The sequence below is a fragment of the Embleya sp. NPDC005575 genome, from assembly GCF_040605455.1.
Classification (GTDB): Bacteria; Actinomycetota; Actinomycetes; order Streptomycetales; family Streptomycetaceae; genus Embleya.
The window spans coordinates 1-24,949 of the sequence record NZ_JBEXCV010000063.1 but is presented as its reverse complement, the minus strand read 5'-3'; the positions used below and the strand labels follow the sequence as shown (position 1 = coordinate 24,949).

Below are 24,949 nucleotides of genomic sequence, written 5' to 3'. Positions count from 1 at the left end.
ATGGGCTGGGTGGAGACCGCGTCGACGACGCTGGAGAACGAGCACGTCCTGCTGCGGCCGATCGCGCCACAGGACCGCGAGGGGCTGCGCAAGCAGGCGATGGACCTGGAGATCTGGCGCTACTTCGTGCAGATCATCGCGACGGACGCCGAGTTCGACGCGTTCTTCGATGCGGCGCTGGCCGACCAGGCCGCCGGCCTGCGGGTCGTCTACAACGTGATCGACAAGCGCACGGACCGCTCGGCGGGCAGCATGAGCTTCTGCGCCATCGTCGAGCCGGCCGGGCGCCTGGAGATCGGCTGGTCCTGGCTGGGCGCCGAGTTCCGCGGTCAAGGCATCAACCGCTGGGCGAAGTTCCTCATGTTGGCTCATGCGTTCGAACAACTGGGGGCGGAGCGGGTGGAGTTCAAGACCGACGTGCTCAACCTCCAGGCCCGCGCCGGACTGCGCAACATCGGCGCCACCGAGGAGGGCGTGCTGCGCAGCTTCAACCCGATGCCCGGTGGTCGGCGCCGCGACGCGATCTACTACAGCGTGCTGCGCGCCGAATGGCCCTCGATCCGCGAGCAGCTGCTCTCCCGGGCCAAGGTGACCCGGCCGGAGGGGACCGGATGACCACGGACGCCGACACGCCGCACGTGCCGTTCGTACGGGTTTGCGGCGACGCCTTCGCATGCGGCCGGCAGCACGGCGTCGCGCGGGCCGAGAGCCTGCGCGGCTTCCTCGACGACGGGCTCACCCGACTGGACCGGATCGTGTCGGGCCCGGTGTCGTTGGCCGCGCTGCGCCCCACGCTGGACGCCTACCGGGCCGAGATCGAGACCCAGACGCCCTTGCTGGCACAGGAGTTGCACGGCCTGGCCGAGGGTGCGGGGCTGAGCGCCGACGAGGCGTTGTTGTTGCAGCTGCGGCGGGAAATCATGGGATATCATCGAATACCGACCATGGGTGACTGTACGACGTACGCCCGACGCGGCGCCGCCGGCCCGGTGCTGGCCCAGACCGTCGACCTCAACGGGGATCTCGACGATCAAATCTGCGTGCTGCACATCGCCCGGTCCGGTTCGCCGCGCCGGGTGCTCGTGCTCGGCTTCGGCGGGCTCCTGGGCTACCTCGGCGTCAACAGCGACGGTCTCGCGGTGGGCCTCAACCTGGTGCTGGGCGGCGAGTGGCGCCCGGGTCTGCCGCCCTATCTCGCCATCCGGCACCTATTGGACAGCGCCGCCGACGTCGACGAGGCGGTGCGGATCCTGGGCGGCCTCAGGCCCGCGAGTTCACGCAACCTGGTGCTGTGCGATTCCCGCAAGACGGCCTGGGTGGAGATCCTCGGGGACCAACAGCGGGTCACCGAGGCCGAGGTGAGCGTGCACACCAATCACTTCCTGCACCCCGATTTCCTCGCCCACGACGAACTCAACGTCTTCGCACGCAATTTCTCCCGGCAGCGGCTGGACACCTGCACCACGCGTGTGGCCGCGCTGCCGGCCGATGCCGGGGTCGAGGAGCACTTCGCACTGCTGTCGACGGCGCCGATCCGAGTCCAGGGCAACGGCGACATCCGCCGGGAGCGCACGGTGGCCGCCGTCGTGATGCGGCCGGACCTGGGCGAGTTGCACGTACGCCCGGGCGATCCGGCGCACAACCGCACACACTCCTTCACGCTGCGCGCCCCCGGGACGATTCCGGTGCCGAAGCCGGCGGAGGCAACGACGTGAGCGTATCCGTATCCGCGGACGACACCGGCTGGTTCGTCTCACGCACCGACGCCGCCGCGCACGTCCCGCGCATCTACTGCTTCGCGCACGCGGGCGGCGACTCCCGCTCGTTTCTGGCCTGGCAGGACGAGTTGGGCGACGAGGCCGCGCTGGTCGCGGTGTGCCCGCCCGGTCGAGCCCACCGGGCCCGCGAACCGCGACCCACACTGGCCGAGTTCGCCCGGGGCGCGGCAGCCGCGATCGTGGCCCGGGACGGCGGAGCCGAGCACGCACGGCCGGTCTACCTGTTCGGGCACAGCCTGGGCAGTCTCGTCGCGTTCGAGACCGCACGCCGGCTGCGGGATCTGCCCGCGCTGCGCCGGCTGTTCGTCTCCGGCGTCTCGGCCCCCTCGCTGGCACCCTCGCAACGGGTGTGCGATCTCGCCGCGCTGGAGGGCCGGGAGTTCGCCGAGGCGCTGCAATTCTTCGAGGGCCTCCCGCCCGAGGTGCTGGCCCACGAGGATCTGCTGGACCTGCTGCTGCCCGGCGTGATCGCGGACTTTCGCATGGCCGCCGGATACCGATACCGTCCGGCGCCTCCACTGACCGTTGGCGTCACCCTGATCGCCGGCCGGGACGACGCCTACCTGGACGCGGACAAGTTGGCGCTGTGGAACCGGGAATGCGCGACACCGCCCGCGTGCCACTGGGTCGACGGCGGCCACTTCCACTTTCGCGACAAGGGCCCGTCCGCGGTGATCGACCTGCTGCTGGCCGGCGTTCGGGCCGACCAGCACATCGAAGTGATCTAGTACCGCACCACTGAAAACGATCCGGAAGCGATCCGACGGCATCGAATCGGAAGGAATGGCAATGCGGCTCGACCCGGCAGACCAGTATCGACGGGGCGTCTCCTTCAGGAAGGCACACGAGGGCGATCGGGCGTTCGTCGTGGCGAACGCGTGGGACGCGGGCAGCGCCCGCCTGTTGTCGCAGCTCGGCTTCACCGCGCTCGCGACCACCAGCGCCGGCCTGGCCTTCTCACTCGGCCGCTCGGACGGCGTGAACCTGCTGGCTCGCGAGCAGGCGCTGGACAACGCGCGCTCGATCGTGGCCGCGACGCCGGCGGCGGTCAGCGCCGACCTGGAGAGCTGCTACGGCACATCCGACGAGGAGATCGCCCGCACGATCGAACTGGCAGCGGAGGCCGGTCTCGTCGGCGCCTCCATCGAGGACGCCACCGGCGATCCCCGGGATCCGATCCTGCCGGTGGAGGTCGCGGTGGAACGGGTCGCCGCCGCCGTGGCCGCGGCCAGGGCACTGCCGTTCCCGTTCACACTGACCGCGCGGGCCGAGAACTTCCTGTACGGCCGGGACGATCTCAAGGACACCGTCGCGCGCCTTCAGGCGTACCAGACGGCGGGCGCCGACGTCCTGTACGCGCCGTGCCTGCCCGATGTCGAGGCGATCCGCACGGTGTGTTCGACGCTCGACAAGCCGGTGAACGTGCTCGCGGGGGTCGGCCCGGCGCTGTCGGTCGCCGAGTTGTCGGCGTGCGGGGCCCGGCGGATCAGCCTCGGCTCGGCGTTCGCCCGAGCCGCGATCGGCGGCTTCCTGCGGGCGGCCCGCGAGGTCCACGAGCACGGGACGTTCGCCTTCGCCGAGCAGGCCGTGCCCTACGGCGAACTGAACGCGCTGATGTCCGAGCCGGCGACGGGCGAGCGCTCGTGAGCACATCCGCGGCGTATCTGCACGGGCCCGGCTACGTCCTGGGCGAGAACGAGGTCCACCACACCGGAATCGCCAATCTGAGCGCGCGCGCCGAGGAGTTACGGATGGCGCCGGCACCCGACCTGTGGGGGTGGGGCAACGTCCGCCGGACCGAGCGCAGCCTGGAGGCGCTGGCGGCCGAGAGCGCGATCGCGACCATGCGGGCCGCGGCGACCGACCCGTCCGAGGTGGACGCGGTCGTGCTGTGCTCCACTCGGATTCCCGGGCCCCCGGAGGGTCACGGCAGCTTCATGGAGACCTTCCTCACCGAGACGGGTCTGGGCGACATCCCGTTCTACGGACAGAACCTGAACCGCTGCGTGAACCTGCTGGCCGCGCTCGACACGGCGACCGCGTTCGTCGACGCCGGTCGCTACCGACGGGTGCTGGTGGTCACCACCGACCGTGCCGCGCACGAGGACGACCGGGTGGCCGGCTACGCGCTGTTCAGCGACGGGGCGGCGAGTTGCCTGGTCGCGGCCGAGGGCGAGATCGAGGGCGGCTACCGAATCCTCGCGTGCGCAAGCGCCCAGGACCGCGGCTCGCTGGCCCACGCCAACGAGATCAGTTCGGATCTCGCCCGCACGGTGAACGACCGCCTGCTCACCCCTGCGGGCATGAAACTCGGCGATGTCGCGGGCCTGATGCACGCGAACATCTTCAAACCCGTGGTCGTGATGAAGGAGCGGCAGGCCGGTTTCACCCCGGCCCAGCTCCACCTGGACAACATCACCCGGATCGGGCACTGCTTCGCCGCCGACCCGTTGATCAACCTGGTCGACCGGGCCGCGGCGGGGCATGTGGAACCCGACCGCCACTACATGCTGGCCGCCGGCGTCCCCGGTCAACGGATCGGAGTGCTGCTGCGCCGGGCCCGCGCATGACACCGGACGACACCCGAGCAGGAGATCCCGCATGACCACCGCACCGAACACCCCGGACCGCGGTCGCGCCTTCGTCCCCTTCGTGCTTCCGGACACCGTCGACGCGCTGCCGCACCGATCCTTCGAGTTCGGCCGCGCCGCCTGGGACGAGGCGGCGGCGGCCGTGCTCGCGGAGCCGGACGAGTTGTACCGGCGGCTCTTACGCGACCAGGAGTCGGAGTCGACCCTGCTGATCGCGCGACGCGTCATCGAGGCCTTCCTCGGCCCGGCGGGCGGCGCGACGGGCGGCGCGATGGGCGGCGCGATGGGCGTCCCGGCGGACACGCCCGGCGACGCGGAAGCCGAGGCGGAGGCGGAGGCGGACGCCGATGCGATCGCCGCCCGAGTACGCCGGGCCCGCGCAGAATCGGCCGCGACGATCGACGCGCTGACCCACCTCGATCCGGAACCGCGCGAAGCCGTCCTGCGCCAACGGGCCCCGCTGGCCATGCCGGCCGGGTGTTGGCTGGACACCGTCTCGCAACCGGCGACCCAACCCTCGATCGTGGTCAACCGGCTCTTCGCCCAGCACCTGACCCTGCGCGGCACCGGCAACGCCCGGCAGGGGCAGGCGCGGCTGCGGCGCCGCGCACTGGAACAGGCCGGAATCCACCTGCCGGAGATCGCCGCCGCCGACTTCCTGGACCAGGCCCGGGCCCGCCCGCTCACCGCGCTGCACGGCTGCTTCTACCTGGCCCTGTCCCGGCTGCCGGCCAACTTCCTGCCCGAGGTCTCGGGCGTGCACTACACCTTCCAGGCACTGGGCACCGACGACCTGCTGACCGGCACCCCGCCGCTGCTGTCCGAACCGGTGCTGCGCGAGACCCTGGCCGAACACCTGGCGCTCGCCGGCCCCGCGGCTCGGCGCCGGTTGTACGCGGCCGTGCGTCTGACACTCGACCTGGAGCGCGAGCACATCGCGATGCTCGCCGAACTCGGCGCCTGGTACGCCGGGCTCACACTCGAAGCCCGGGTCGCACAGATCATCGCGCGACACGCGCCACTGGCCGGCCGACAGCACGGCGGCGTCCGGGTCGGTGGCGAACTGCTGTCCGAGGTCTTCGGCGCCGCCCGGATCGACCCGGTCCGGTTCCTGGGCGATCTCCGCGAATCGCCGTACCTGCGCGGGCCCGGCGACGGCAGTTGCCGGCTCGTCGACGCGATGCGATTCGGCGGGCCGATGTTCGGAATCTTCGACGAGCGGGAGGCGGCGACCTTCCGGGCCTGGGCGGTGAGCGTACAGGCGGGCGAGCGGCCGGCGATCGAGATCGGGTCCAACACCGCCGGGGACGGGCCGGCCGGCCGCCGGCAGGCCGCCATCGCGCGCAGTGCGCCCGCCGACGTGGTGCTCGCCGAGGCCGAACCACGCGATCATCGCGAGTTGTTCCATCGCCTGGTCAACATCGAGAACTTCGCCAACACCCTTCCGATGGCGGCCGAGCGGGCGCAACGCTGCTTCGAGGATGCGGAGATCCTCTTCGTGCACGGCGCCGGCGGCAGATACACCGACGCGACCTGGTTCGACTACAGCGCCCAGGCGCTGTACGAGCGGGCGGAGCGGGTCTACTGGGAGAAGCTGGTCGATCCGTACGAGCCGCTGCGCGAGATCCCGGACCGCGACGAGGTGATCTTCCGGCAATCCACGTACTACCTCACCTATCTGATCGACGGCGCCTGGCTGCACCGGCTCGGCAATCTCGGCCGCGACGAGCGGGAGAGCGACGACATGTTGTTCGCGATCTACGCGGACGAGATGGGCAACGGCGACCTGCGCAAGAACCACATCACGCTGACCCACCGGGTCCTGGCCAGCGTGGGTCTCGAACTGCCGCACATTCGCGACGAGGCGTTCATCGAACAGAACGAACTTCCGGACGACCTCTACGGGTTCGCCATCCAACAGCTGTGCATGTGCCTGTTCCCGGATCGGTTCCACAACGAGATCCTCGGCTACAACCTCGCGATCGAGATGTTCGGCTCCGGCGAGATGCGGCTGCACGAGCTACAGAAGCTGCGCCATCACGGTATCGACGACTGCTACGAGCAGGCGCACCTGACCATCGACAACTTCTCCGCCGGACACGCCAAACAGGCCGCCGACATCATCGTCGGCTACCTCGACCGGGTGCGGCGCACCGTGGGCGAGGCGGCGGTGGCAGCGCAGTGGCACCGAATCTGGCGGGGCTACGCGTCGTTCGCGTACTTCCTCGAACAGCCGATGCTGAAGCGGATATCCGCCGCCGAATCCGACGGCTCCAGCGGCTCCAGCGGCTCCAGCGACTCCGACGACTCCGACGGCTCCGACGACTCCGTCGACTCCGACGACTCCGACGACGACACGATGGCCGAGCTGGTCATCTGAGCCCGGCGCACGCGCAATCTCGAACCGGCAAGCGGAGGGCACCACATGGCCGATCCCAGGAGACCGATGGCCGACCTCAGGATCACGATGCGACACGAAGTGCGCGAGAGCGAGCGGCGGGCTCCGATCGTGCCGGCCGACGCCGCGCTCCTGGTCCGAAGCGGCGTCGCGCTGACCGTCGAGCACTCCCCGCAGCGGGCCTTCCCGATCGCGGACTACCTCGACGCCGGCTGCATCGCCGCCGAGGCGGGCGGTTGGCGCGACGCCCCGGCGACCGACTTCATCGTCGGCCTGAAGGAACTACCGCACGAACCGGCGGAGTTGGTGCATCGGCATGTGTACTTCGGTCACGCGTACAAGGGCCAGCGCGACGCTGCGGCGCTGCTGGGCCGGTTCGCCGCCGGCGGCGGTGCGCTGCTCGACCTGGAGTACCTCACCGACGCGGACGGGCGCCGGCTCGCCGCCTTCGGCTACTGGGCCGGATACGTGGGTGCCGCGCTCGCGGTGCTGCAGCATCGGGGCCGCCTCGCCCGCCCGCTGCGTCCGCTGGCGAAGCCGGCCCTGGACCGGGAGTTGCGCGCGTCCGCCACCCGCACACCGGCGAAGGTCCTGGTCGTCGGCGCCCTCGGCCGATGCGGACGCGGGGCCCGGGACGCACTGGCGATCGCCGGGATCGAGCCGACCTGCTGGGACGTCGCCGAGACCGCCTCGCTCGACCACGCGGCGCTGCTCGATCACGACATCCTCGTCAACACCGTCCTGGTGACCGCCCCGACGCCCCCGTTCGTGACCACCGACCTGCTGCGCCAGGGGCCTCGCCGACTGTCCCTGATCGCGGACGTCACGTGCGACGTCACCTCGCGGAACAACGTCCTGCCCATCTACGACCGGATCACCGAATGGCACGATCCGGTACGCCTGTCGACCGACGTCGGCGCCCCCCTGGGGATCATCGCCATCGACAACCTGCCGTCGCTGCTGCCCGAGGAGGCCGGCGTCGCCTTCTCGGCCGAGTTGACGCCCCATCTGCTCACCTTGGCGGAACCCGGGTTGCCGTGGCAGCGCTGCCTGCGGGTCTTCCGTGAGGCATGCGAAGCGAACGGCCTGGAAACGGAGAGCACCCATGTCTGACGCGATACCCGCCGGCAAGACCGTGCACTGGATCGGCACCGGCCTGTCCTCCGGCAGCGGACTGCGCGTGCTGGCCGAACGGGCACCACGCGTGCTGGTGTGGGGCCGCACCGAGGCCAAGGCCGAACAATGCCTGGCTCGTTTGGGCCTGTGCGATCGGGCCGGCGCACGCACGTACGATCGGGCACGACTGGCCGAGGAACTGCACACCGGCGACATCGTCGTGTCGATGCTGCCCGCGACCGAGCACGTGGCGCTCTTGCGGTTGTGCATCGAGCGCAACGCGCACTTCGCGTGCAGCAGTTACGTCTCCGAGGCGATCCTGGCCGAGGTGCCGGCCGCGGCCGCGGCCGGCCTGGTGGTGCTGACCGAGGCCGGCCTCGACCCGGGCATCGACCACCTGTTCGCCGACCTGCTGGTGGCCAGGGGCCGCGAAGTGGTCGGCGACGGACCGGCCATGGTGGAGTTCACCTCGTACTGCGGTGGAGTCCCCGCCGTGCCCAACGAGTTCCGCTACCGGTTCAGCTGGGCGCCGCGCGGGGTGCTGGGCGCGCTGCTCGCCCCGGCCCGATACATCGACGAGGGAGCGGAGCGCACCGTCGCGCTGCCGTGGACGGCCACCCGCCCGCACGTGCTGAACGGCGAGACGTTCGAGGTCTACCCGAACCGCGACAGCGTCCCCTACCTCACCCAGTACGCCCTGCCCGACGCGTGGCAAGCGCGTGTGTTCGTCCGGGGCACCCTGCGCTTGGACGGCTGGCTGCGGGCGTGGGAGGACGTCTTCGGCACGCTGCGCACCGGCGATGGCGCCCATATCACCGCGCTCGCCGACGAACTCGCCGCCCGCCACCCGACCACGGACGCCGACCGCGACCGGGTGATCCTCGCCGTGGCGCTCGACGTCCGAGGCGCGAACGGCCGCTCCTGGCGCGGGGAATACGTCCTCGACGCGATCGGCGAGGCAACCGAGAGCGCGATGGCGCGCTGTGTGTCGCTGCCCCTGGCGTACGGAGTCTCCGAGATTCTCGACGGGCGGGCGCCCGCCGGGCTGCGCCAGGCCGCCGAGGACGCCGAGGACGCCCGCCGGTGGCTGGCGTTCCTGAGCGCGAACGGCGTCGACTACCGCTTCGCCGAGACGACGCGCTCCGCGCCGAACCGGGACCAGGCGACGCAGGACCGGGCGACGCCTGCCGAGGCGACACGGGACGAGCCGACGCACGCCGAGCCGACAGACGCCGGAGCGTCGCGAGCCGGCACAACGCGAAAGCACACGGCAACGCACCCCGATCAGGTGCCGACGCAGGAGGACACCCAAGCATGACCGACGCCCGACTCGATGCGCGGATTCCCGACGGCCGGCCCGAGGCATTCATCCTGACCGGCTCCTTCCCGGTGATCCGCCGCAATCCGCTGTACCTGACCGAACTCTCCGGGCGCGGGTTGAAGATCCTGGTGATCACTGCGGAGTCCTACCGGGAGCAGGCGACCGCGGCGATGGCCGACACCTCGAACCCGGCGTCGCAGATCACCGAAATCGCCTACGTCACCGGCGACTTCACCGTCCAGGGTGCCTTCGTCGCGGGCGCGGTGGCCCGCACCGCGGTCTGGCGCGAGCGGTACGCCATCGCCGGCGCCTATGCCGTGGGGGACTATCTCGCCGAGCCGACCGGCCTGCTCGCCGACGGACTCGGCGTGCGCTCCCCCGGTTTACGGGCCAGCCGGGCCTGCCGCAGCAAGTACCTCCAGCGCTGGTACGCCCCCGACCTGAGCCCGGCCTCGCTGACCGTCCCGGCGGGTGAGCGCGAGAGCGTCGACCTGGCCGCGATGCGTTTCCCCGTCGTGGTCAAGCCCGCCTCGCGCGCCTCCAGTTCCGGCGTCGAGACGGTCGAGGACGTGGCCGCGCTGCGCCGCAGGCTGTCGGCGTATCCCGACCACGAGGTCGTCCTGGTCGAGGAGAAGGTGATCGGCCCCGAATTCTCCGTGGAGAGCCTGGTTCAGCAGGGCCGGGTGATCTTCGCGTCGGTCACCGACAAGGTCACCACCGACAGCCACGCGCATACCTTCGTGGAGATGGCACACAGCGTGCCCGGTGTCCGAGAGGACCTGCGGGAGGGGCTGCTGGCGGCCAACCGTCGACTGCTCGACGCCCTCGCGTTCGAGAACGGGATCACTCACTCGGAGTGGCGGGTCGGCGCGGACGGTCGCCCTCGCCTGATGGAGGTGGCCGCGCGCACCCCCGGCGACGGGTTGCTGACGCTCTATCAACTGGCCACCGGACGCCCGCTGGAACCGGAGATCCTGCGCATCGCGCTCGGCGAACCGGCCGACTACCCACCGGCGCGCCGGTACACCCGGCAGGTCTACCTCGAACACGCGCCCGGGATCCTGGAGGACGTCCTCCTGGACTGGCCGGGCGTACGGCCGGAGTGGATCGGCGACAGTGGTGTCTGGCCGGACATCAAGCCCGGCGGACCGGGCGACGAACCGACGTTGCGCGCGGTGCTCGTCCTCCAGGCGCGCGGCAGCTCGCTGGTGCCGCTCTCCAGTTCCGACGATCGCTCGGTCACCTTCTTCATCGACGCGCCCACGCCCGACGGACTCGACGCCCTGGAGCAGCGGGTCCGCGGCGCCATCCGCGTCGTCACCGGCTGACACCATGACCGACGTCGTCCAAGGAGAGACCCACCCGAGCGAACGGGCCGCCGTGCTGGCCACGTTCCGACATGCTCCGCTCCCGGCGAAGACGCTTCTCGCGGGTGCGTTCGTGAACCGCCTCGGCGCGTTCCTGAATATCTTCCTGGTGCTCTTCCTGACCTCCCGGGGCTACTCCGCCGGACAGGCGGCGTTCGCGCTGGGCGTGTACGGCGGCGGCGCCATCGTCGGGGTGCTGCTGGGCGGGGCGCTGTCGATCCGGCTCGGCGCGCGCAACGCGAGCGTGCTGAGCATGGTGGGGGCGAGCGTGCCGTTGGCCGCCATCCTCTATCTGCCCTCGTTCGGCCTGATCCTGGTCGCCGTGGCCCTGGTGAGCCTGGCCGGGCAGCTGTATCGCCCGGCGTCGGCGACGCTGCTGTCCGATCTCACCCCGGCGAATCGCCAGGTGATGATCTTCGCGATGTACCGCTTCGGCCTGAACCTGGGCACCACCGTCGCGCCGCTGTTCGGCTTCGCGCTCTACAACCTGGCCGCCAAGAGCTACGCCCTGGTGTTCTGGGTCGAGGCGCTGATCTCGCTCTTCTACGCGACCCTCGCGTGGCTGACCCTGCCGGCACGGGCCGCCGACGGCGCGGCTGCGGGGGCCGAACCGGTGGCGGAGGAGGACGCGGACGGGAAGGCCAAGACCGGGCGGGCCGGCTACCGGGCGATGCTGCGCGATCGGCGCTACATGCTCTACCTGGTGGCGATCTTCTTCTTCGGCGTCGTCTACGTGCAGTACCTCTCCACGCTGCCGCTGGACGTGCGGGACAGCGGCGTGGCGATCTTCTGGTACACACTCGCGGTATCGCTGAACGGCTTCATCGTCATCTCGTTCGAATTGCTGGTCACCAAGTACGCGCAGGCGTGGTCACAACGGTTGACGATCGCGTGGGCGCTCGTCCTGGTCGGCATCGGCGTCGGCGTGTACGGGCTGCCGCTCGGCCCGGCGGTCATCCTGCTCGGCACACTGATCTGGTCCGTCGGCGAGATCCTCGGCGGCCCGGCGACCACGGCCTATCCGGTGGTCGCCGGGCCCGCGCACCTCAAGGGCCACTACATCGGCGGCTTCCACTTCGCCTGGAGCCTGGGCGCGGCGGTCGGCCCGGTCGTGGGCGGGTGGCTGTTCATCCGCCTCGGCCATCAGGTGTGGCCGGTACTCACGGCCGGATCGGTGCTGTCCATCGTGCTGGTGCTGCTCTCCGTACGGGATCGACCGGCACCGAAGCCGAGCCGGTAATCCCGGAGCGCCGTCGGCCGACTACGCGATGGATGCCGACCGGGAGACGACGACCCGGCGGGCGGTGCTCTCCAACGTGCGTGTGCTCGCCGAGGGCGTCGACCTGCGCGCCGACGCGGTCGCGTTCATGGACCCCAAGCTCAGCGTGATCGAAATCGTCCAGGCGATCGGCCGGGTCCTGCGCCAGGAGCCGCACGAGGGCCGCCTGGCGACCATCATCGTGCCGGTCTTCCTGGCCGCCGGCGAGCAGCCGGACGACATGCTCGTGTCCGACTCGTACCACTTCCTGGTGCGCGTCCTGCACGCGTTGGCCGCGCACGACAGCCACGTCCTGGACATGCTCGCCACGCCCGCGCCCAGCGGCAGCGGCGTTCGGCTCCTGTCCCCCGACGCCGGCCCGGCCCGCGACGACGACACCCCGGGCGAGGACACCGGAAACTCCGGACCCGAGCCGGCAATGAGTCACGAGGCGCGCGTGGACACCGAGGACCGAGACGACCGGGAGTACCCGGACGGGGACGAGCGCGCGGCCGACCGGGACGCCGAGGAACGCTTCCTCGTGCGGTTCATGACCGAGCGCGATCCCGCCCTCTTCGCCGACTTCGTCAACCTGCGGGTGATCGACCCCGAGCGCCGCGACTGGCGCCGCGGCTACCTGGCGGCCCGCCGCCGGCACGCCGTCCACGGAGATCTGCGCGTCCCGCTGGAGGCCATCGACTACGACCCCGAGACCGGCACCGGTTTCCCGATCGGACAGTGGATCAAGCGAACAGCGTCGGGCCTGGGCCGCGGGCGCGATCACGCTGCGCCGGATCGAGCTGCTAGAGGCGCTGGGCATGGTCTGGAACACCGACGACACCGCGTTCGAGGACGGACTCGCGATGTGCCGGGCGTACTTCGCCGTCCACGGCCACCTCGCGGCGCCCAAGACCGCCGCCGTCAACAATTATCCCGTCGGGCAATTCCTCGCCAACTGCCGCAGGCCCCTGGACTCCCGCAAGAACCCGGCCCGTTGGATGGACGTAGCGGTCCGAGACGCCGACGGGCGCATGGGCTGCGCCGCGCCGGCGCCCCCTCATGCGGCGGGGGTCGCGGCTTCCCTGACCCGGCGCAACGCCCGCCCCATGTGCAGGAATTCGGCCTGCTCGCCGTCACCGAGGAACACGTACGAGGGGTGTCGCCCGCCCTCGGGTTCGGCGGTGATGAGGGTGCGCTCGTCCAACGGCACGACCCGGCTGGTGGCGGCCTCGTCACCGACCAGTTCGGCGATGGCCCCGGTGGGGCGCGCGGTGAAGGTCAGGCCGTCCTCGGTCTCGGCGATGTCGATCCGCATGGCCGGCGACGCGTAGCAGCCGACCACGTAGCCCACGTCGATCGACACCGGTTCGGCGGGCGGCGCGGGCAGGTCGGGGACCTCGACGCCGCCGACGGTGGCGAGCAGTTCGCGGACCAGGTCGAAGGCGACGTACAGCCCGCCGCCGTTGGTCAACAGCGCGACCGAGAACTCGCGGGAGGGCACCACGCGCAGCATCGCACCGTGGCCGATCGTGCCGCCGTCGTGGCCGATGACGGGCTCGCCGGGCCAGTCGTACAGGTTCCAGCCCAGACCCCACGACCCGCCGAGTCGGCCGTCCCCGACGACCTCGACCTGCGGTTCGCACATCGCTCGCGCGGACTCCTCCGACAGCAGGCGCGTGCCGTCCGGGAGCAGCCCGCGGCGGATGTGCGCGGCGGCGAACTCCAGCAGGTCCCGCGCGCTCGCGGCGAGCATGCCCCCGGAAGGGCCGCCGGCGCGGGACATGTGGTGGATGGGCGCCTTGACCGGCCCGTCGGGTCCGCCCAGGTGGCCGATCGCCGTGCGGTGCAGGATCGACTCGCCCGCGTCGTTGGCCACCTCGGTGAGTCCCAGCGGCGTGAACACGCGTTCGCGCAGGGCCACTTCCCAGGTACGTCCGGTCAGCACCTCGACGACGCGGCCGAGCAGGTCGAATCCGCTGTTGCTGTACGAGAACGTCTCGCCCGGCGGGAACAGTGGCTTGCCGGCGGTCGCCAGGCTCGCTTCCAGGCGCTCCAGGGCATCGTGTCCGGGGCCGTGGTCGTCGTACAGCTCGCCCTCGAAGCCGCCGGTGTGGCACAGCAGATGACGGATCGTCACCCGTGCGGCCGCGTCCTCGTCGACCAGTCGGAAGTCGGGGAGGTAGGTGCGGACGGGGACGTCCAGGTCGAGCAGACCCTCGTCGACGAGTTGCATCACCAGGGTGGTGGTCCACACCTTGGTGATCGAGCCGATCTGGAACAGCGAGTCGGTCGTCGCGGGATAGCCGGTCTCGACGTCGAGCACGCCGACCGCCGCGGCCACGGTGCGATCGCCCAGGCGGACCGCGATGCTCGCGCCGGGTATGCCCGCCTTCTCGGCCAGTTCGGCGAGCCTGGCCTCGAGGTATTCGGGCGTCGGCAGGGACGCGGTCGAACTCGACAGATCCGGGCGGCCGGACGACGGCGTGGCGGCCGGGGGCTGGGCGGATCGTGCCATGGACGAGCACCTCCTGGGTCGGCGGCGGGAGCGCCGCGGTGAGCGCTCACGGTAGGCAGCACCCGAGAACCTCGGCTCGTCGCCCGCGACGAAGAACCGACAGCGAACCTGTACGAATCGCCAACGCCCGCACGGGGTGATGTGCGTGATGCTCGGCGGGGCGTCGCACACCCCCGCGGGCCGGCCGAAGCAGGGCGCAACGAACGGGAGAACCCGATGGACGTATACATCTCGATCGACATGGAAGGCATCGCGGGCATCGCCACCATCGACCAGATCGTGCGCGGGGGCGGCGGCTATCGCAATGCGCAGGAGATGATGACCGGCGAGGCGAACGCGGCCATCGAGGGCGCGTTCGCGGCGGGCGCGGACAACGTCCTGATCAACGACAGCCACGGCACGATGGACAACCTGCTCGCGCGTGACCTGGACCGGCGGGCCCGGGTGATCCAGGGCAGCCCCAAGGCCCAGTGCATGGCGAGTGGCCTGGGCGAGAACCACGGGGTGGCGCTGTTCATCGGCTACCACGCGGCGGCCGGGGCACCGGGCGTGCTCGCGCACACCTTCTCGTCCGACTTCGGGGCGGTGCGGCTGAACAACCGGCCCGTGACCGAGGCCGAGGTCAACGGACTGCTCGCGGCCCAGCACGGCGTCCCGATCGGGCTGGTGACCGGCGACAACGAGGTCTGTGCGGCGACGGCCGCGGCGTTCCCGGGCGTGATCACCGTCCCGGTCAAGACCGCCGAGGGCGTGCACGCGGCGAACAGCGTGCACCCGTCCACGGCCCAGGACCTGATCCGGGCCGGCGCGGCTGCGGCCGTGGAGAAGGCCGCGACCGTGGAGCCGTTGGAACTGCCGGAGAAGTTCGTCTTCGAGGTCGGGTTCCAGATCCCGCTGGCCGCCGAGATCGCGGCGTCGACGCCGGGCGCGGAGCGCGTGGACCAACTGACCGTACGCTGCGAGGCGCCCGACGCGAACGGGGTGATCGACCTGGTGAACATCTGGGCCACCATCGCCGGGCACTCCGCCCGCTCACGGCTCCCGATGCTGGCCGTCCGCTAGCAAAGCGGGACGCGGGACGCATCCTCGGCGCGCTCCGAGCCGGTCGTGCGCATCGGGTGTGCCCGCCGCCTCGTCGCCGCGGGCCACACCGTCTACATCGGCAGCCGGGACGCCGAACGCGGGCGCCTGGCCGCCGGGCGACTGGGCGCGCGGGCGGTACGCCTGGACATCACCGACGACGCGTCCGTGGCCGCCGCGGTGCGGGTGGTCGAGGCCGAGGGAGGGCTGGACGTACTGGTCAACAATGCGGGCGTGCAGGCGGAGATGACCGACGGCAGGGTCGTCGGCGCCGCGGAGGTGACCGCGGACGTGATGCGGCGCACTTTCGAGACGAACGTCTTCGGCACGGTGCGCGTCACCCACGCGTTCCTCCCGCTGCTGCGGCGTTCGGCCTCCCCCGTCGTGGTCAACGTCAGCAGCGGCCTGGCCTCGTTGGCCCGGGTCGCCACCTCGGGCACACCGGCGTACGACTACCCGAGCGTGGCCTATCCGGCGTCGAAGGCCGCAGTCAACATGATCACCGTGCAGTTCGCCAAGGCGTTCCCCGACATGCGGATCAACGCGGTGGAACCCGGCTTCACCAGGACCGACTTGAACGACAACACCGGCATCCAGACCGTCGAGGAGGGCGCCGAGATCATCGTGCGCATGGCGCGGGTGGGTCCCGACGGCCCCACGGGGGGCTATTTCGACGCCGAGGGCACGCTTCCCTGGTAGACCGACTCGGAAGGCGTCGGCGGCGCCCGCAGCGTTTGCCACGGGCGCGGCCCGACGCCGCGCCCGGACGATCTCCCGGCGAGGTCGCGGGTGATCAGCTCGCGCGCCGATCGGGTCGGCGACCGGGCAGTCGTGGAGTGCCCGTGACGGCCATGATCAGCGAGTACAGCGCGTTGTTGGCGGTGAGGAACATGCGATTGAGTTTGGGGCCGCCGAAAGTGATGTTGGCGACGGGTTCGGGAGTGCGGATGCGGCCGAGGAGGGTGCCGTCGGGGTCGTAGCAGTGCACGCCATCGGCCATCGCGGCGACCCACAGGCGGCCCCGGTCGTCGAAGCGGATGTTGTCGAACCGGCCTTCGCCCGGGCGACATTCGACGAAGACCGCGCCGTCCGAGAGGGTCCCGTCCGGGCGAACGTCGAACACCCGGACGTGGTTGGCCCGGGTGTCCGAGACGTAGAGCCGCTGTTCGTCCCCGGACAGCACCAACCCGTTCGGTCCGGCGAACCCGTCGGCCACCAGGCGTACTTCGGCAGTGACCGGGTCGATGCGATAGACGTTGGTCGCCCCGATCTCGCTCTGCGCTCGGTGTCCCTCGTAGTCGGTGGTGATGCCGAAGTCCGGGTCGGAAAAGTAGATCGAGCCGTCCGAGTGCACGACGGCGTCATTGGGACTGTTCAGCCGCTTGCCCCCGAATCGGTCGGCCAACACGGTGACGGAGCCGTCGTGTTCGGTGCGGGTGACGCGCCGGTTGCCCTGTTCGCAGGTGACCAGGCGACCCTGTCCGTCGAGGGTGTTGCCGTTGGGGTGTCCGGCAGGCGAGCGGAAGACGCTGACGACGCCGTTGGTCTCGTCCCAGCGCAGCATGCGGTCGTTGGGGATGTCGCTCCAGATGAGGAAGCGTCCCGCCGGGAAGTAGAGCGGCCCCTCCGACCAGCGGCCGCCGGTGTAGAGGGCCTCCAGCCGGTCGTCACCGAAAATGCAGCGCTCGGTGCGGAAACGTTCGTCGATCACGTCGTAGATCGGGGTGCGGGCGTCGGGCATCGTCTCGCGACTCCTCGTGGCTACCGAACATCATCTTTCTTCTCTGCATGAATACAGAATATGATTCGGCGAAGTCAAGGTGTCATCGAACTTCATCTCGTGCCGCAGGGGGTGCGGAGGCACGGACGAGTGCTCGGCCGGCGTCCGGCGGATCCGTTGCGCAGCGGACCGGCCGGGGCCCGGCAGGTCGGCGGCGCCGCGGGCGTACTCGGTCGCGGGGCGTCCGGGACGGCTCGCTACCATCGAGCCGCCTCGATCGGCGCGACTACGGAGGAACCCCTTGGACGACATCGATCGGGACCTGCTCGCGCTGCTCCAGCGGGACGCCGGCCGTACTTATGCCGAGCTCGGCAGAGAGGTGGGGCTATCCGCCGGTGCCGCGCACGAGCGGGTACGCAAGCTGCGGGCGAGCGGTGTCATCCGCCGTACCGTCGTCGACGTGGACCCGGCCGCGGTGGGCCTGGACGTCCTGGCCTTCGTCACCGTCGACTCGGTGGCCTGGATGGGTGACTCCGGACCGGCCTTCACGGCCGTCACGGAGATCCAGGAGGCGCATGTGATCGCCGGAACGGCCTCGGTGCTGCTCAAGGTCCGCACCACGTCCACCGAGGCGATGCAGGATGTGCTGCGCCGCATCCACGCGATCGAGGGGGTCAGCAGCACGCAGGCGACGGTCGTGCTCGAAACCTTCTTCGAGCGGACGATCCCCACCGGCGGCACCGCGGGCTGATCCGACCGCCGGGCACCGCCCGTGCCCGGGCAACCGTCCGCGACGCCGCTGTTCGCGGAGATGGAGCCGGTCTCGTGCGCCGCCCGCGTGCGCCCGGCGCACTGCGGCGGCGCCGACGAAATCCCGGACCCCGCACGGCCCTTCCGTGAGGCTGTCCGATCACGCCCGGCAGCGACTCGGTTGGTGGAGCGTCCGGTCCGGGCGCCTTCGTCACCCCCGCGCCTTGCTCGCACATCCGTGCGCTCTGCCGGGGCCGGGCACACGCCAGAAGCATGAGCGGACACTCCCGCAGGCGATCTCGCCCGCACGTTCAGGAGGCACCGCGATGACCACGAAAGCCACCGGAGGAGACCCCTCCTCGGCACACTCGAAACCCGGGTCGACCGGCATTCCGCACCAGAGCGGCACCGATCGACCGCCCGCGCCGGACACCCCGAGCGCCGACGAACCGGCGGACCAGGAACCGCGGTTCGCACCGCCCGGACGCGACACCCAGGTCGCGCTGACCAGGATCACCACCCGGGCGATGGCGGCCCGCCTGCCCCGACTGATCATGCGCGCGATGCGCCTGGCCTGGCGGGCCGACCCGGGCGCGCTGATCGCGCTGTTGGTGTGCCAGGCCCTCGCCGGTCTCCTGGAAGCCGGCGGCCTGCTCGCGACGACGGGCACGATCACCGCGCTGATCTCCGCCGGCAACGTCGCCGACCGGCTGCGCGAGGCGCTGCCCTCGATCGTCCTGCTCGCCTCGGCGGTCGGCGTGCGCGCCGTGCTGGGCATCGCCGTCGTCGGCCTGTCCGCACGGGTCACCCCTCGCCTGACTCGCGAATCCGAATGGCTCCTCCTCCAGGCCGCCTCCCGGGCCGAGTTGGCCGCCTACAACCACCCCGGCTATCAGGACCGGTGGGATGCGGCCGATCGCGGCCTGCAGTCGATGCGCGGCCTGATGCCGCAATCGCAGGACGTACTCGCCGCCTGCGCCTCCCTGATCGCCGCCGCGTCCGTCCTCACCATCCTGCACCCGGTGCTGCTCCCCCTCCTCCTGCTCGGTGCCCTCCCCCGCGGAGTCGCCGCGGTACGCGGGGCCAGGGTCGAATACCTGACCACGCTCCGCACCCAGGACGAGCGGCGGCTGCTCAACATGCTGCGGTGGCACATCTCCGACCAACGCTGGGCCGACCAGGTGCGCGCCTGCACGATGGCGCCGTACCTGCTGAACCGGTACTCGATCGCCGCCGAGCGCGTGCAACGCGTCACCCAGGCCGGTGCCTGGACCACCGCGAAGATCGGCCTGATCGGTGCCGCCATGGGCGGCCTGGCCGCGAGCCTGGTGTGGGCCGCGCTCGCCTACCTGTTGTCCACCGGCCGGATGTCGGTGGCCGCCGCGGGCACCGCCGTCATCGCGCTGCGCACCGTCGGAACGGCACTGGGCGGTCTGGTGGTCTCGGGCAGCCGGTTGTACAGCGTCGGCCTCTACCTCGACGACTGGGCCCGCTTCCTCGACGAAGCAGGCGGCCACGGCATGAAGCGGGGCACTCGCACGCCGAAATCGCCGGTCGTCGTACGCGCGGAGAACGTCACATACAACTATCCGGGCAAGGCGACCGCTGCCGTGGACGGCGTCGACCTGGAGGTGCGCAAGGGCCGGATCCTGGCCCTGGTCGGCGAAAACGGCTCCGGCAAGTCCACGCTCTCGCGCCTCCTGTGCGGCCTCTACCTGCCGCACGCGGGCCGCATCACCTGGGACGGGAACGACATCGCGGACCTCGACCCGCACGCCGCCTGGGCCCACCTCGGGTACGTCCCGCAGGAAATCGCCCGTTGGCCGCTGTCCGCCCGCCTGAACATCAACCTCGGCCAACCCCGCGCCGACGACGCCGAAGCCCTCGATCGCGCGGCGGCGGCCTCCGGCGCGGACGACGTCATCGCCGGGCTCCCCCGCGGCCTCGCCACGCTCCTGGCCCGGGAGTGGTGGGGCGGCATCGATCCGTCCGTGGGTCAGTGGCAGCGCTTCGGCATCGCCCGCGCCCTGTACGCGGAACCCGGCCTGATCTGCCTGGACGAACCCACCTCCGCCCTCGATCCCCGGGCCGAGCACCGGATCTTCGCCGGGCTGCGCGGCATCGCCCGGGAAAGCGCCGTGGTCCTGGTCACCCATCGTCTGGCCAATGTGGCGGTGGCCGACGAGATCGTCGTCATGGAATCGGGACGTGTCGTCCAACGCGGTGCGTTCGAGGAACTCCTGTCCGACACGGACGGGTTGTTCGCCGAACTGTGGCGCCTGCAACAGGACCGCGGCACCGAATCGCACGGCCGGCCGTGACCGAGCGCACCACCCGCTGGCAGGCCCAACCGCCCACCCCATCCGGCACGAGGCCCGGCATCGGGGCCGGGAGCACGAGACCCCTACCCCACCAGTGACAGGGAAGGCCCACTGTGGAGATCGGAACGAAGGTCAAAGCCGTCCAAGACCTCGGTGGTGCCCTCGCCCAGTCGGTCCCGGCGGGAACCCTGGGCGTAGTCGTCGGCCACCGATTCGACAAACGCCTCGACGTGGCCTTCACCCTCCCGGGCCTTCTCGGCGGCACTCGCTCGGTCAACGTATCGGTGACCGACACCGAAGTGACCCCTCTCTGAACGAACCCGCCGACCACAACGCCGACGCCGACAAAGCCGCACCACGCTCCAACTCCCGAGCGGGGTGCGGCGGGCCACCCGGAGCGGGGCGGGATGACGGCGTCGGGCGTGCAACGCGATACGAACGCCGCGCGGTCCGGCGGCGGTTCGGCCGCACGACCGCTGCCTGCGGGGGTACGCGACGCCGCGGAAACCGGGTCAGTCCAGCTCGGCCATGCCCTCGGCCGCTCGTCTGACGGCCGCCGCGTCGTCGGGGCGGTTGCTTTCGTCGTAGCGGTCGGCCAGTGTCTTCGCCGCCTCGATGAGGGTGTCCGGTTCGGCGTGGCCCAGTTCCAGGCCGGTCGTCAGGGCGCGGACGGTGAACTCCAACACGTCCACGAGCGCGGACGGCTCTCGGCCGCCGGCCACGGCCGACGTGTAGGCCGCGTAGCCGAGGACACCGAACCGCACTGTTCCCGACCTGGATCACCATCTCCGGGACCTGTGACACCCGCGAATGGATCCTCGAGCGCGACGGCGCCGGCGTGACCACGAACAGCGCGTGTACCGCGACCTCCGGCACTTGGACCAGCGCCTACGACAACGTGGTGACCACGAATCCGTCGACGTTCGACATCGACCACCTCGTACCGCTGTCCGAAGCCTGGGCATCCGGCGCCTGGGCGTGGACCACGACCCGACGTCGCGCCTTCGCCAACGACGTGACCGACCCCAACTCATCGCCGTCTCGGCCTCGTCCAACCGTTCCAAGGGCGACCGGGATCCCGCCGAGTGGCTCCCGCAGGCGTCCTACCGCTGCACTTACGCCCGCGCCTGGGTCCAGGTCAAGCACGACTACGCGCTCACCATCGACTCCACCGAGAAGAGCGCGCTCACCACGATCCTCAACGCCTGCTGACCCGACCACACACCGAACACACCCGAGCCGTCGCCCCGGCCGACGCCCCCATACGGCCCCGCACCCAGCCCACGGGCCGTCCGCTCCCCGCCGCACCTGCCCGAATGATTGCCGCCTGCGGGACACTGGCAGCGATCGTGACGGCGTCTGAGCGAACGCCCGCGCCGGGCGCGGTCCGTGGCATCGGCAGCGCACCTACTGCCGCCGGGTCGGCGACGTGCTCACCCTGTTGGATGCGGACAGCCGATTCCAGGCCGGCGCACCGGCGATTCGCAAGGGCTGGGCCTGCCGCACGTCGACCGCCCGGAGCGGCTTCCCCAACGGGCCGTCAGAACCCGTACACCGCACGAGCGGTGCCGCCGAAGACCCGATCGCGCTCGGCCGTCGACAAGTCCGCGCAGGTGCGCTCCGCGAGCGAGAGCACGTCGTCGTACGAAGCGGCGAGCGTGCAAACCGGCCAGTCCGAGCCGAACATCGTGCGTTCGGGGCCGAACGTCTGCAGCGCGTGGCGCGCGTACGGAAGCAGCCGATCGAACGTCCAGTCCTGCCAATCGGCTTCGGTGACGACGCCGGACAGTTTGACCGTGACGTTGGGCAGCGCGCCGATGTCACGGATCGCCTCGGCCCACGGCTCCCAACCGTCGGCGTCGATCTCGGGCTTGCCGATGTGGTCGAGCACGAAGGACTGTTCCGGATGCTCTTGGGCCACCCGGCCCGCGGCGGCCAGTTGCGGCGGCTTGACCAGGAGGTCGTACACCAGACCCGCACGGGTCAGCGCGGCCAGCGAGCGGCCCACATCCGGGCGCAGCAGCCATCGGGGGTCCGGCTCGTCCTGTACGAGGTGCCGGATGCCGACCAGGTGCGCGCCGCCCGGGCCGGCGCGCAGCGCGGCGATGTGATCGGCGGCGTCCTGGGCGGTCAGGTCCACCCAGCCCACGACCGCGGCGACCGGCGTGCTCGGATCGGCCGCGATCGCCAGCAACTCGGCGCTCTCCGCGGCGTCGGCGAGCGCCTGGACGGCGATCGTTGCCACCTCTCCCCGGTTCCGGACGGCCGCCGCGAGTTCGTGCGGTCCGAACCGGCCGCGCAGCGGGTCCGCCCACGCGCCGTCCATCCACCCGTAGTCGCGCTCGGCCGTGTCCCACAGGTGATGATGCGCGTCCACTCGCACCGAAACGGTCACGCCCGGATCTCCTGTACATGAGAGGTAGTCATCGGATCATTGGGTTGTCTAGAGTCCGAGTTGCTCAAGAAGCTGAGGCAACTCCGAAGAATTGATCCGATCACTGAAGCGTGACGGCCGACCTACTGTCAAGGCTCGACACCGGTCACCGTCAATCACCACCCACCACCCATCACCCATCACCCACCGGGGAGTTCACATCATGCGCGTAGCCCTGCACACCCGACTCGCGGCCGGCCGCGAGAGCGAGTACGAACAGGCCCACCGCCAGGTGCCGGACGCACTGATCGCCGCGATCCGGGCGGCCGGCGTGCACGAGTGGAACATCTGGCGCAGCGGCCTGGACCTGTTCCACGTACTCGAATGCGACGACTACGCCGCACTGCTCACCTCCCTCGCCGACCTGCCGGTCAACATCGAATGGCAGGCCCGCATGGGCGAATTGACGGCGGTACCGCACGACTATTCGGCCGATGGCAAGGAGGCGACCCTACCCCTGGTCTGGAGTCTGTGACGCCACCGGCCCGTTCCACGTCACAACGCGACGCACACTCCTCTCCATCACAAAGAGCCGATGTATTTGTCACTGTCAGTACGGAAGCAATGACCCCACCCTTGATCCGAGATCGCACATTTCACCACCAAAACCGCAATCGTAAGCACCGTCGAGGCCAGGATTGCCCGCGAAATGGGACCTGAGGTATCGAGTCGGCCGCAGCGCTCTGTAACCCTTGTGCGGCCAGAGATCGGATGTATAAGCTCCAGCCCAGCAAGGGATCGCCTGAAGGGTGACCCGCAAACCCTCACATCCCTCCGCAGATGCCTCAAAAGGTGCCCTGCGCGGCTCGATCACGGGGTCGGTCCGAGCCGCGAGCCATCCAACAACTTACGGAGAACCATGAAGAGCTCAGGGATACGGCGGTTCGCCACCACGGTGGCGGGTGTCGCGGCCTTCGCCATGCTGGCCTCGGCATGCGGCAACGACGGCTCGTCGTCCTCGACCGGCGGCAAGGTCACCCTCAAGTACTCGACCTGGTTTCCGACCGATGCGACGCTCAAGAAGACCATCGCCGCATTCGAGGCCGCGAACCCGAACATCAAGGTCGACCTTCAGCTCAGCACGAACTCCGACTACCAGAAAAAGCTTCCGCTGGCTCTGAACAGCGGTCAGAAGCTCGACCTGGTCGGCGTGCAGACCTCCGCGATGGCCGAGCAGTTGCACGCCAAGCTGACCCCGATCGCCGACCTGGGCATCGGTGACGACGTACTGAGCCAACTCGCGCCGAAGGCCCTCGACCAGAGCCGGAAGCTGGTCAAGGACGGCAAGCTCTACTTCATCCCGATGGGCCGACTCGGCTCGGCCGCGATGTTCTACAACAAGGACATGCTCGACCGGGCCGGCGTCACCACCGTGCCCAAGACCATGGCCGAGCTCAAGGAGGCCGTCACCAAGGTCAAGGCGACCGCGCCGGACAGCATCCCGGTCGTGATGGCCGGCGACTCGTGGTTCCAGGACGAGGTCGCGCTCACCGTGGCCGGGCAGAGCACACCCACGCTGTTCAACGACATCCGCTACGGCAAGGGCCGCTGGGACAACGAGGCGTACGTCGGCGCGCTGCGCGACTACGCGAGCCTGTACAAGGACGGCACGCTCAGCAAGGACACCCTCGACCTGACCGGCACGCGCGCCACCGAGCTGTTCGCGTCCGGCAAGTCGGCGTTCTACGTGGGCGGCACCTGGGACGCGGGCATGCTCTCCCCCGGCTACCGCAGCGCCAACAAGATCGACATCAAGGACGTCGGCGCCGCCGCCCTGCCCGTGCTGAACCCGACCGCGACCCCCTCGCTGCGCGGCTTCATCGAGACCGGCCTGGCCGTCCCGAAGAACTCCAAGCACCCCAAGGAGGCGGCCGAGCTGCTCAAGTTCCTGACCGTCGGCGACGGCGTCTCCGTATGGGGCGCGGACCTGGGCCTGTTCCCGAGCAAGAAGGACTTCGCGCTCGCGCCGGACGTGCTGTCCACCGAGACCGCGAAGACCGGCTACACCGCGCTCCAGCAGCTCGTGGACTCCTCCGTCGGCGAGCGCAACAACATGAGCGACTTCACCGTGGTCGCCGGCGACACGGTCAAGAAGGTCATCCAGGGATCCGACCCCTCCTCCGAGGCGAAGAAGCTCCAGGAGGAGTTCACGAGCGGCCGCTACAGCAAGTAGCCGCAGCACCCGGCGCACCCCAAGCACGCGCGTGGAACACGCCGCCCTCCCCCGGCCGGCACGCCGCCCCACCGCCCCCGATCGGCAAGGACGCCCATCATGACCACCACCGCCCCGGGCCCGGCCG

22 protein-coding genes and 2 pseudogenes are annotated in these 24,949 nt (G+C 70.6%); 19 read left to right on the top strand and 5 right to left on the bottom strand.

From position 1 onward, the window contains the following. The 10 genes from ABZS54_RS21825 to ABZS54_RS21780 all read left to right on the top strand — a co-directional run bounded on the left by ABZS54_RS21825 (position 1) and on the right by ABZS54_RS21780 (position 11,811). Positions 1-615 carry a GNAT family protein gene (locus tag ABZS54_RS21825; RefSeq protein ID WP_355538399.1) on the top strand — a complete coding sequence of 205 codons (615 nt, stop codon included), beginning with the start codon at positions 1-3 and terminating at the stop codon, positions 613-615. Then, positions 612-1,715: a C45 family peptidase gene (locus ABZS54_RS21820; protein ID WP_355538396.1), complete on the top strand. Its 1,104-nt coding sequence runs from the start codon at positions 612-614 to the stop codon at positions 1,713-1,715. The genes ABZS54_RS21825 and ABZS54_RS21820 overlap by 4 nt, the downstream gene beginning before the upstream one ends. Beyond that, a complete protein-coding gene (locus tag ABZS54_RS21815) occupies positions 1,712-2,506 on the top strand; it encodes an alpha/beta fold hydrolase (RefSeq protein ID WP_355538393.1) in 795 nt (264 codons plus the stop codon). The genes ABZS54_RS21820 and ABZS54_RS21815 overlap by 4 nt, the downstream gene beginning before the upstream one ends. Positions 2,507-2,567: 61 nt before the next feature. Then, positions 2,568-3,425: an isocitrate lyase/phosphoenolpyruvate mutase family protein gene (locus tag ABZS54_RS21810; protein WP_355538390.1), complete on the top strand. Its 858-nt coding sequence runs from the start codon at positions 2,568-2,570 to the stop codon at positions 3,423-3,425. Beyond that, positions 3,422-4,348, top strand: coding sequence for a 3-oxoacyl-ACP synthase (locus ABZS54_RS21805; protein WP_355538387.1), 927 nt, complete (start codon positions 3,422-3,424; stop codon positions 4,346-4,348). The genes ABZS54_RS21810 and ABZS54_RS21805 overlap by 4 nt, the downstream gene beginning before the upstream one ends. Positions 4,349-4,379: 31 nt before the next feature. Continuing rightward, entirely contained in the window at positions 4,380-6,749 is a 2,370-nt protein-coding gene (locus ABZS54_RS21800) for an iron-containing redox enzyme family protein (protein ID WP_355538384.1), read from the top strand. A gap of 66 nt (positions 6,750-6,815) precedes the next feature. Then, positions 6,816-7,880, top strand: a complete 1,065-nt coding sequence (locus ABZS54_RS21795; RefSeq protein ID WP_355538381.1) for a saccharopine dehydrogenase — start codon at positions 6,816-6,818, stop codon at positions 7,878-7,880. Next, the gene (locus ABZS54_RS21790) at positions 7,873-9,201 is read left to right on the top strand and encodes a saccharopine dehydrogenase family protein (RefSeq protein WP_355538378.1); all 1,329 of its coding nucleotides are present in this window, start codon (positions 7,873-7,875) and stop codon (positions 9,199-9,201) included. Before ABZS54_RS21795 ends, ABZS54_RS21790 begins: the two co-directional genes overlap by 8 nt. Beyond that, positions 9,198-10,532, top strand: coding sequence for an ATP-grasp domain-containing protein (locus ABZS54_RS21785; RefSeq protein WP_355538375.1), 1,335 nt, complete (start codon positions 9,198-9,200; stop codon positions 10,530-10,532). Before ABZS54_RS21790 ends, ABZS54_RS21785 begins: the two co-directional genes overlap by 4 nt. A 4-nt stretch (positions 10,533-10,536) precedes the next feature. Continuing rightward, the gene (locus ABZS54_RS21780; RefSeq protein ID WP_355538372.1) at positions 10,537-11,811 is read left to right on the top strand and encodes an MFS transporter; all 1,275 of its coding nucleotides are present in this window, start codon (positions 10,537-10,539) and stop codon (positions 11,809-11,811) included. Here ABZS54_RS21780 and ABZS54_RS21775 read toward each other — a convergent pair. Next, positions 11,732-12,661 (bottom strand): hypothetical protein, encoded by a 930-nt coding sequence (locus tag ABZS54_RS21775; protein WP_355538369.1) that lies wholly within the window; start codon positions 12,659-12,661, stop codon positions 11,732-11,734. The two genes, ABZS54_RS21780 and ABZS54_RS21775, sit on opposite strands and share 80 nt — an antisense overlap. Between ABZS54_RS21775 and ABZS54_RS21770 the strand changes: the two are divergent. Next, positions 12,648-12,788 (top strand): annotated as a pseudogene (locus ABZS54_RS21770) (helicase associated domain-containing protein); the annotation flags it as partial. The gene ABZS54_RS21775 and the pseudogene ABZS54_RS21770 sit on opposite strands and share 14 nt — an antisense overlap. Positions 12,789-12,886: 98 nt before the next feature. Here the strand turns inward: ABZS54_RS21770 and ABZS54_RS21765 are convergent. After that, positions 12,887-14,344, bottom strand: a complete 1,458-nt coding sequence (locus ABZS54_RS21765) for a serine hydrolase domain-containing protein (protein WP_355538366.1) — start codon at positions 14,342-14,344, stop codon at positions 12,887-12,889. A gap of 216 nt (positions 14,345-14,560) precedes the next feature. Here ABZS54_RS21765 and ABZS54_RS21760 point away from each other — a divergent pair, with 216 nt between their 5' ends. Together ABZS54_RS21760 and ABZS54_RS21755 are read left to right on the top strand one after the other, a co-directional pair. Beyond that, positions 14,561-15,406, top strand: coding sequence for a M55 family metallopeptidase (locus ABZS54_RS21760; protein ID WP_355538363.1), 846 nt, complete (start codon positions 14,561-14,563; stop codon positions 15,404-15,406). A 45-nt stretch (positions 15,407-15,451) separates the two neighbouring features. Continuing rightward, positions 15,452-16,123, top strand: coding sequence for an SDR family NAD(P)-dependent oxidoreductase (locus ABZS54_RS21755; RefSeq protein ID WP_355538360.1), 672 nt, complete (start codon positions 15,452-15,454; stop codon positions 16,121-16,123). Between the two features lie 94 nt (positions 16,124-16,217). On the opposite strand, the gene ABZS54_RS21750 is transcribed toward ABZS54_RS21755, so the two are convergent. After that, positions 16,218-17,165, bottom strand: coding sequence for an SMP-30/gluconolactonase/LRE family protein (locus tag ABZS54_RS21750; RefSeq protein ID WP_355538358.1), 948 nt, complete (start codon positions 17,163-17,165; stop codon positions 16,218-16,220). A gap of 280 nt (positions 17,166-17,445) precedes the next feature. Here ABZS54_RS21750 and ABZS54_RS21745 point away from each other — a divergent pair, with 280 nt between their 5' ends. The 3 genes from ABZS54_RS21745 to ABZS54_RS21735 all read left to right on the top strand — a co-directional run bounded on the left by ABZS54_RS21745 (position 17,446) and on the right by ABZS54_RS21735 (position 20,529). Continuing rightward, entirely contained in the window at positions 17,446-17,895 is a 450-nt protein-coding gene (locus ABZS54_RS21745; RefSeq protein ID WP_355538355.1) for an Lrp/AsnC family transcriptional regulator, read from the top strand. A gap of 325 nt (positions 17,896-18,220) precedes the next feature. Beyond that, positions 18,221-20,215 carry an ABC transporter ATP-binding protein gene (locus ABZS54_RS21740; protein WP_355538352.1) on the top strand — a complete coding sequence of 665 codons (1,995 nt, stop codon included), beginning with the start codon at positions 18,221-18,223 and terminating at the stop codon, positions 20,213-20,215. A gap of 113 nt (positions 20,216-20,328) precedes the next feature. Next, complete coding sequence (locus ABZS54_RS21735) at positions 20,329-20,529, top strand: hypothetical protein (RefSeq protein WP_355538349.1); 201 nt, start codon at positions 20,329-20,331, stop codon at positions 20,527-20,529. A 198-nt stretch (positions 20,530-20,727) separates the two neighbouring features. On the opposite strand, the gene ABZS54_RS21730 is transcribed toward ABZS54_RS21735, so the two are convergent. Then, positions 20,728-20,979, bottom strand: a complete 252-nt coding sequence (locus ABZS54_RS21730) for a hypothetical protein (protein ID WP_355538346.1) — start codon at positions 20,977-20,979, stop codon at positions 20,728-20,730. Between ABZS54_RS21730 and ABZS54_RS21725 the strand changes: the two are divergent. Beyond that, positions 20,979-21,427 (top strand): annotated as a pseudogene (locus tag ABZS54_RS21725) (HNH endonuclease family protein); the annotation flags it as partial. The gene ABZS54_RS21730 and the pseudogene ABZS54_RS21725 overlap by 1 nt on opposite strands. A gap of 328 nt (positions 21,428-21,755) precedes the next feature. Here ABZS54_RS21725 and ABZS54_RS21720 read toward each other — a convergent pair. Further along, positions 21,756-22,610, bottom strand: coding sequence for an amidohydrolase family protein (locus tag ABZS54_RS21720; protein ID WP_355538343.1), 855 nt, complete (start codon positions 22,608-22,610; stop codon positions 21,756-21,758). A gap of 202 nt (positions 22,611-22,812) precedes the next feature. Between ABZS54_RS21720 and ABZS54_RS21715 the strand changes: the two genes are divergently transcribed. Further along, positions 22,813-23,124, top strand: a complete 312-nt coding sequence (locus ABZS54_RS21715; RefSeq protein WP_355538340.1) for an L-rhamnose mutarotase — start codon at positions 22,813-22,815, stop codon at positions 23,122-23,124. A gap of 384 nt (positions 23,125-23,508) precedes the next feature. Continuing rightward, positions 23,509-24,822, top strand: a complete 1,314-nt coding sequence (locus tag ABZS54_RS21710; protein WP_355538337.1) for a sugar ABC transporter substrate-binding protein — start codon at positions 23,509-23,511, stop codon at positions 24,820-24,822. Positions 24,823-24,949 lie beyond the last annotated feature (127 nt).

What these genes read in the sequence shown, in the direction of transcription:
- ABZS54_RS21715 (WP_355538340.1), top strand. Translation starts at nt 22,813, where the DNA reads ATGCGCGTAGCCCTGCACACCCGACTCGCGGCCGGCCGCGAGAGCGAG.
- ABZS54_RS21750 (WP_355538358.1), bottom strand. Translation starts at nt 17,165, where the DNA reads ATGCCCGACGCCCGCACCCCGATCTACGACGTGATCGACGAACGTTTC.
- ABZS54_RS21825 (WP_355538399.1), top strand. Translation starts at nt 1, where the DNA reads ATGGGCTGGGTGGAGACCGCGTCGACGACGCTGGAGAACGAGCACGTC.
- ABZS54_RS21740 (WP_355538352.1), top strand. Translation starts at nt 18,221, where the DNA reads ATGACCACGAAAGCCACCGGAGGAGACCCCTCCTCGGCACACTCGAAA.
- ABZS54_RS21765 (WP_355538366.1), bottom strand. Translation starts at nt 14,344, where the DNA reads ATGGCACGATCCGCCCAGCCCCCGGCCGCCACGCCGTCGTCCGGCCGC.
- ABZS54_RS21820 (WP_355538396.1), top strand. Translation starts at nt 612, where the DNA reads ATGACCACGGACGCCGACACGCCGCACGTGCCGTTCGTACGGGTTTGC.
- ABZS54_RS21790 (WP_355538378.1), top strand. Translation starts at nt 7,873, where the DNA reads ATGTCTGACGCGATACCCGCCGGCAAGACCGTGCACTGGATCGGCACC.
- ABZS54_RS21810 (WP_355538390.1), top strand. Translation starts at nt 2,568, where the DNA reads ATGCGGCTCGACCCGGCAGACCAGTATCGACGGGGCGTCTCCTTCAGG.
- ABZS54_RS21800 (WP_355538384.1), top strand. Translation starts at nt 4,380, where the DNA reads ATGACCACCGCACCGAACACCCCGGACCGCGGTCGCGCCTTCGTCCCC.
- ABZS54_RS21760 (WP_355538363.1), top strand. Translation starts at nt 14,561, where the DNA reads ATGGACGTATACATCTCGATCGACATGGAAGGCATCGCGGGCATCGCC.
- ABZS54_RS21710 (WP_355538337.1), top strand. Translation starts at nt 23,509, where the DNA reads ATGAAGAGCTCAGGGATACGGCGGTTCGCCACCACGGTGGCGGGTGTC.
- ABZS54_RS21780 (WP_355538372.1), top strand. Translation starts at nt 10,537, where the DNA reads ATGACCGACGTCGTCCAAGGAGAGACCCACCCGAGCGAACGGGCCGCC.
- ABZS54_RS21795 (WP_355538381.1), top strand. Translation starts at nt 6,816, where the DNA reads ATGGCCGACCTCAGGATCACGATGCGACACGAAGTGCGCGAGAGCGAG.
- ABZS54_RS21785 (WP_355538375.1), top strand. Translation starts at nt 9,198, where the DNA reads ATGACCGACGCCCGACTCGATGCGCGGATTCCCGACGGCCGGCCCGAG.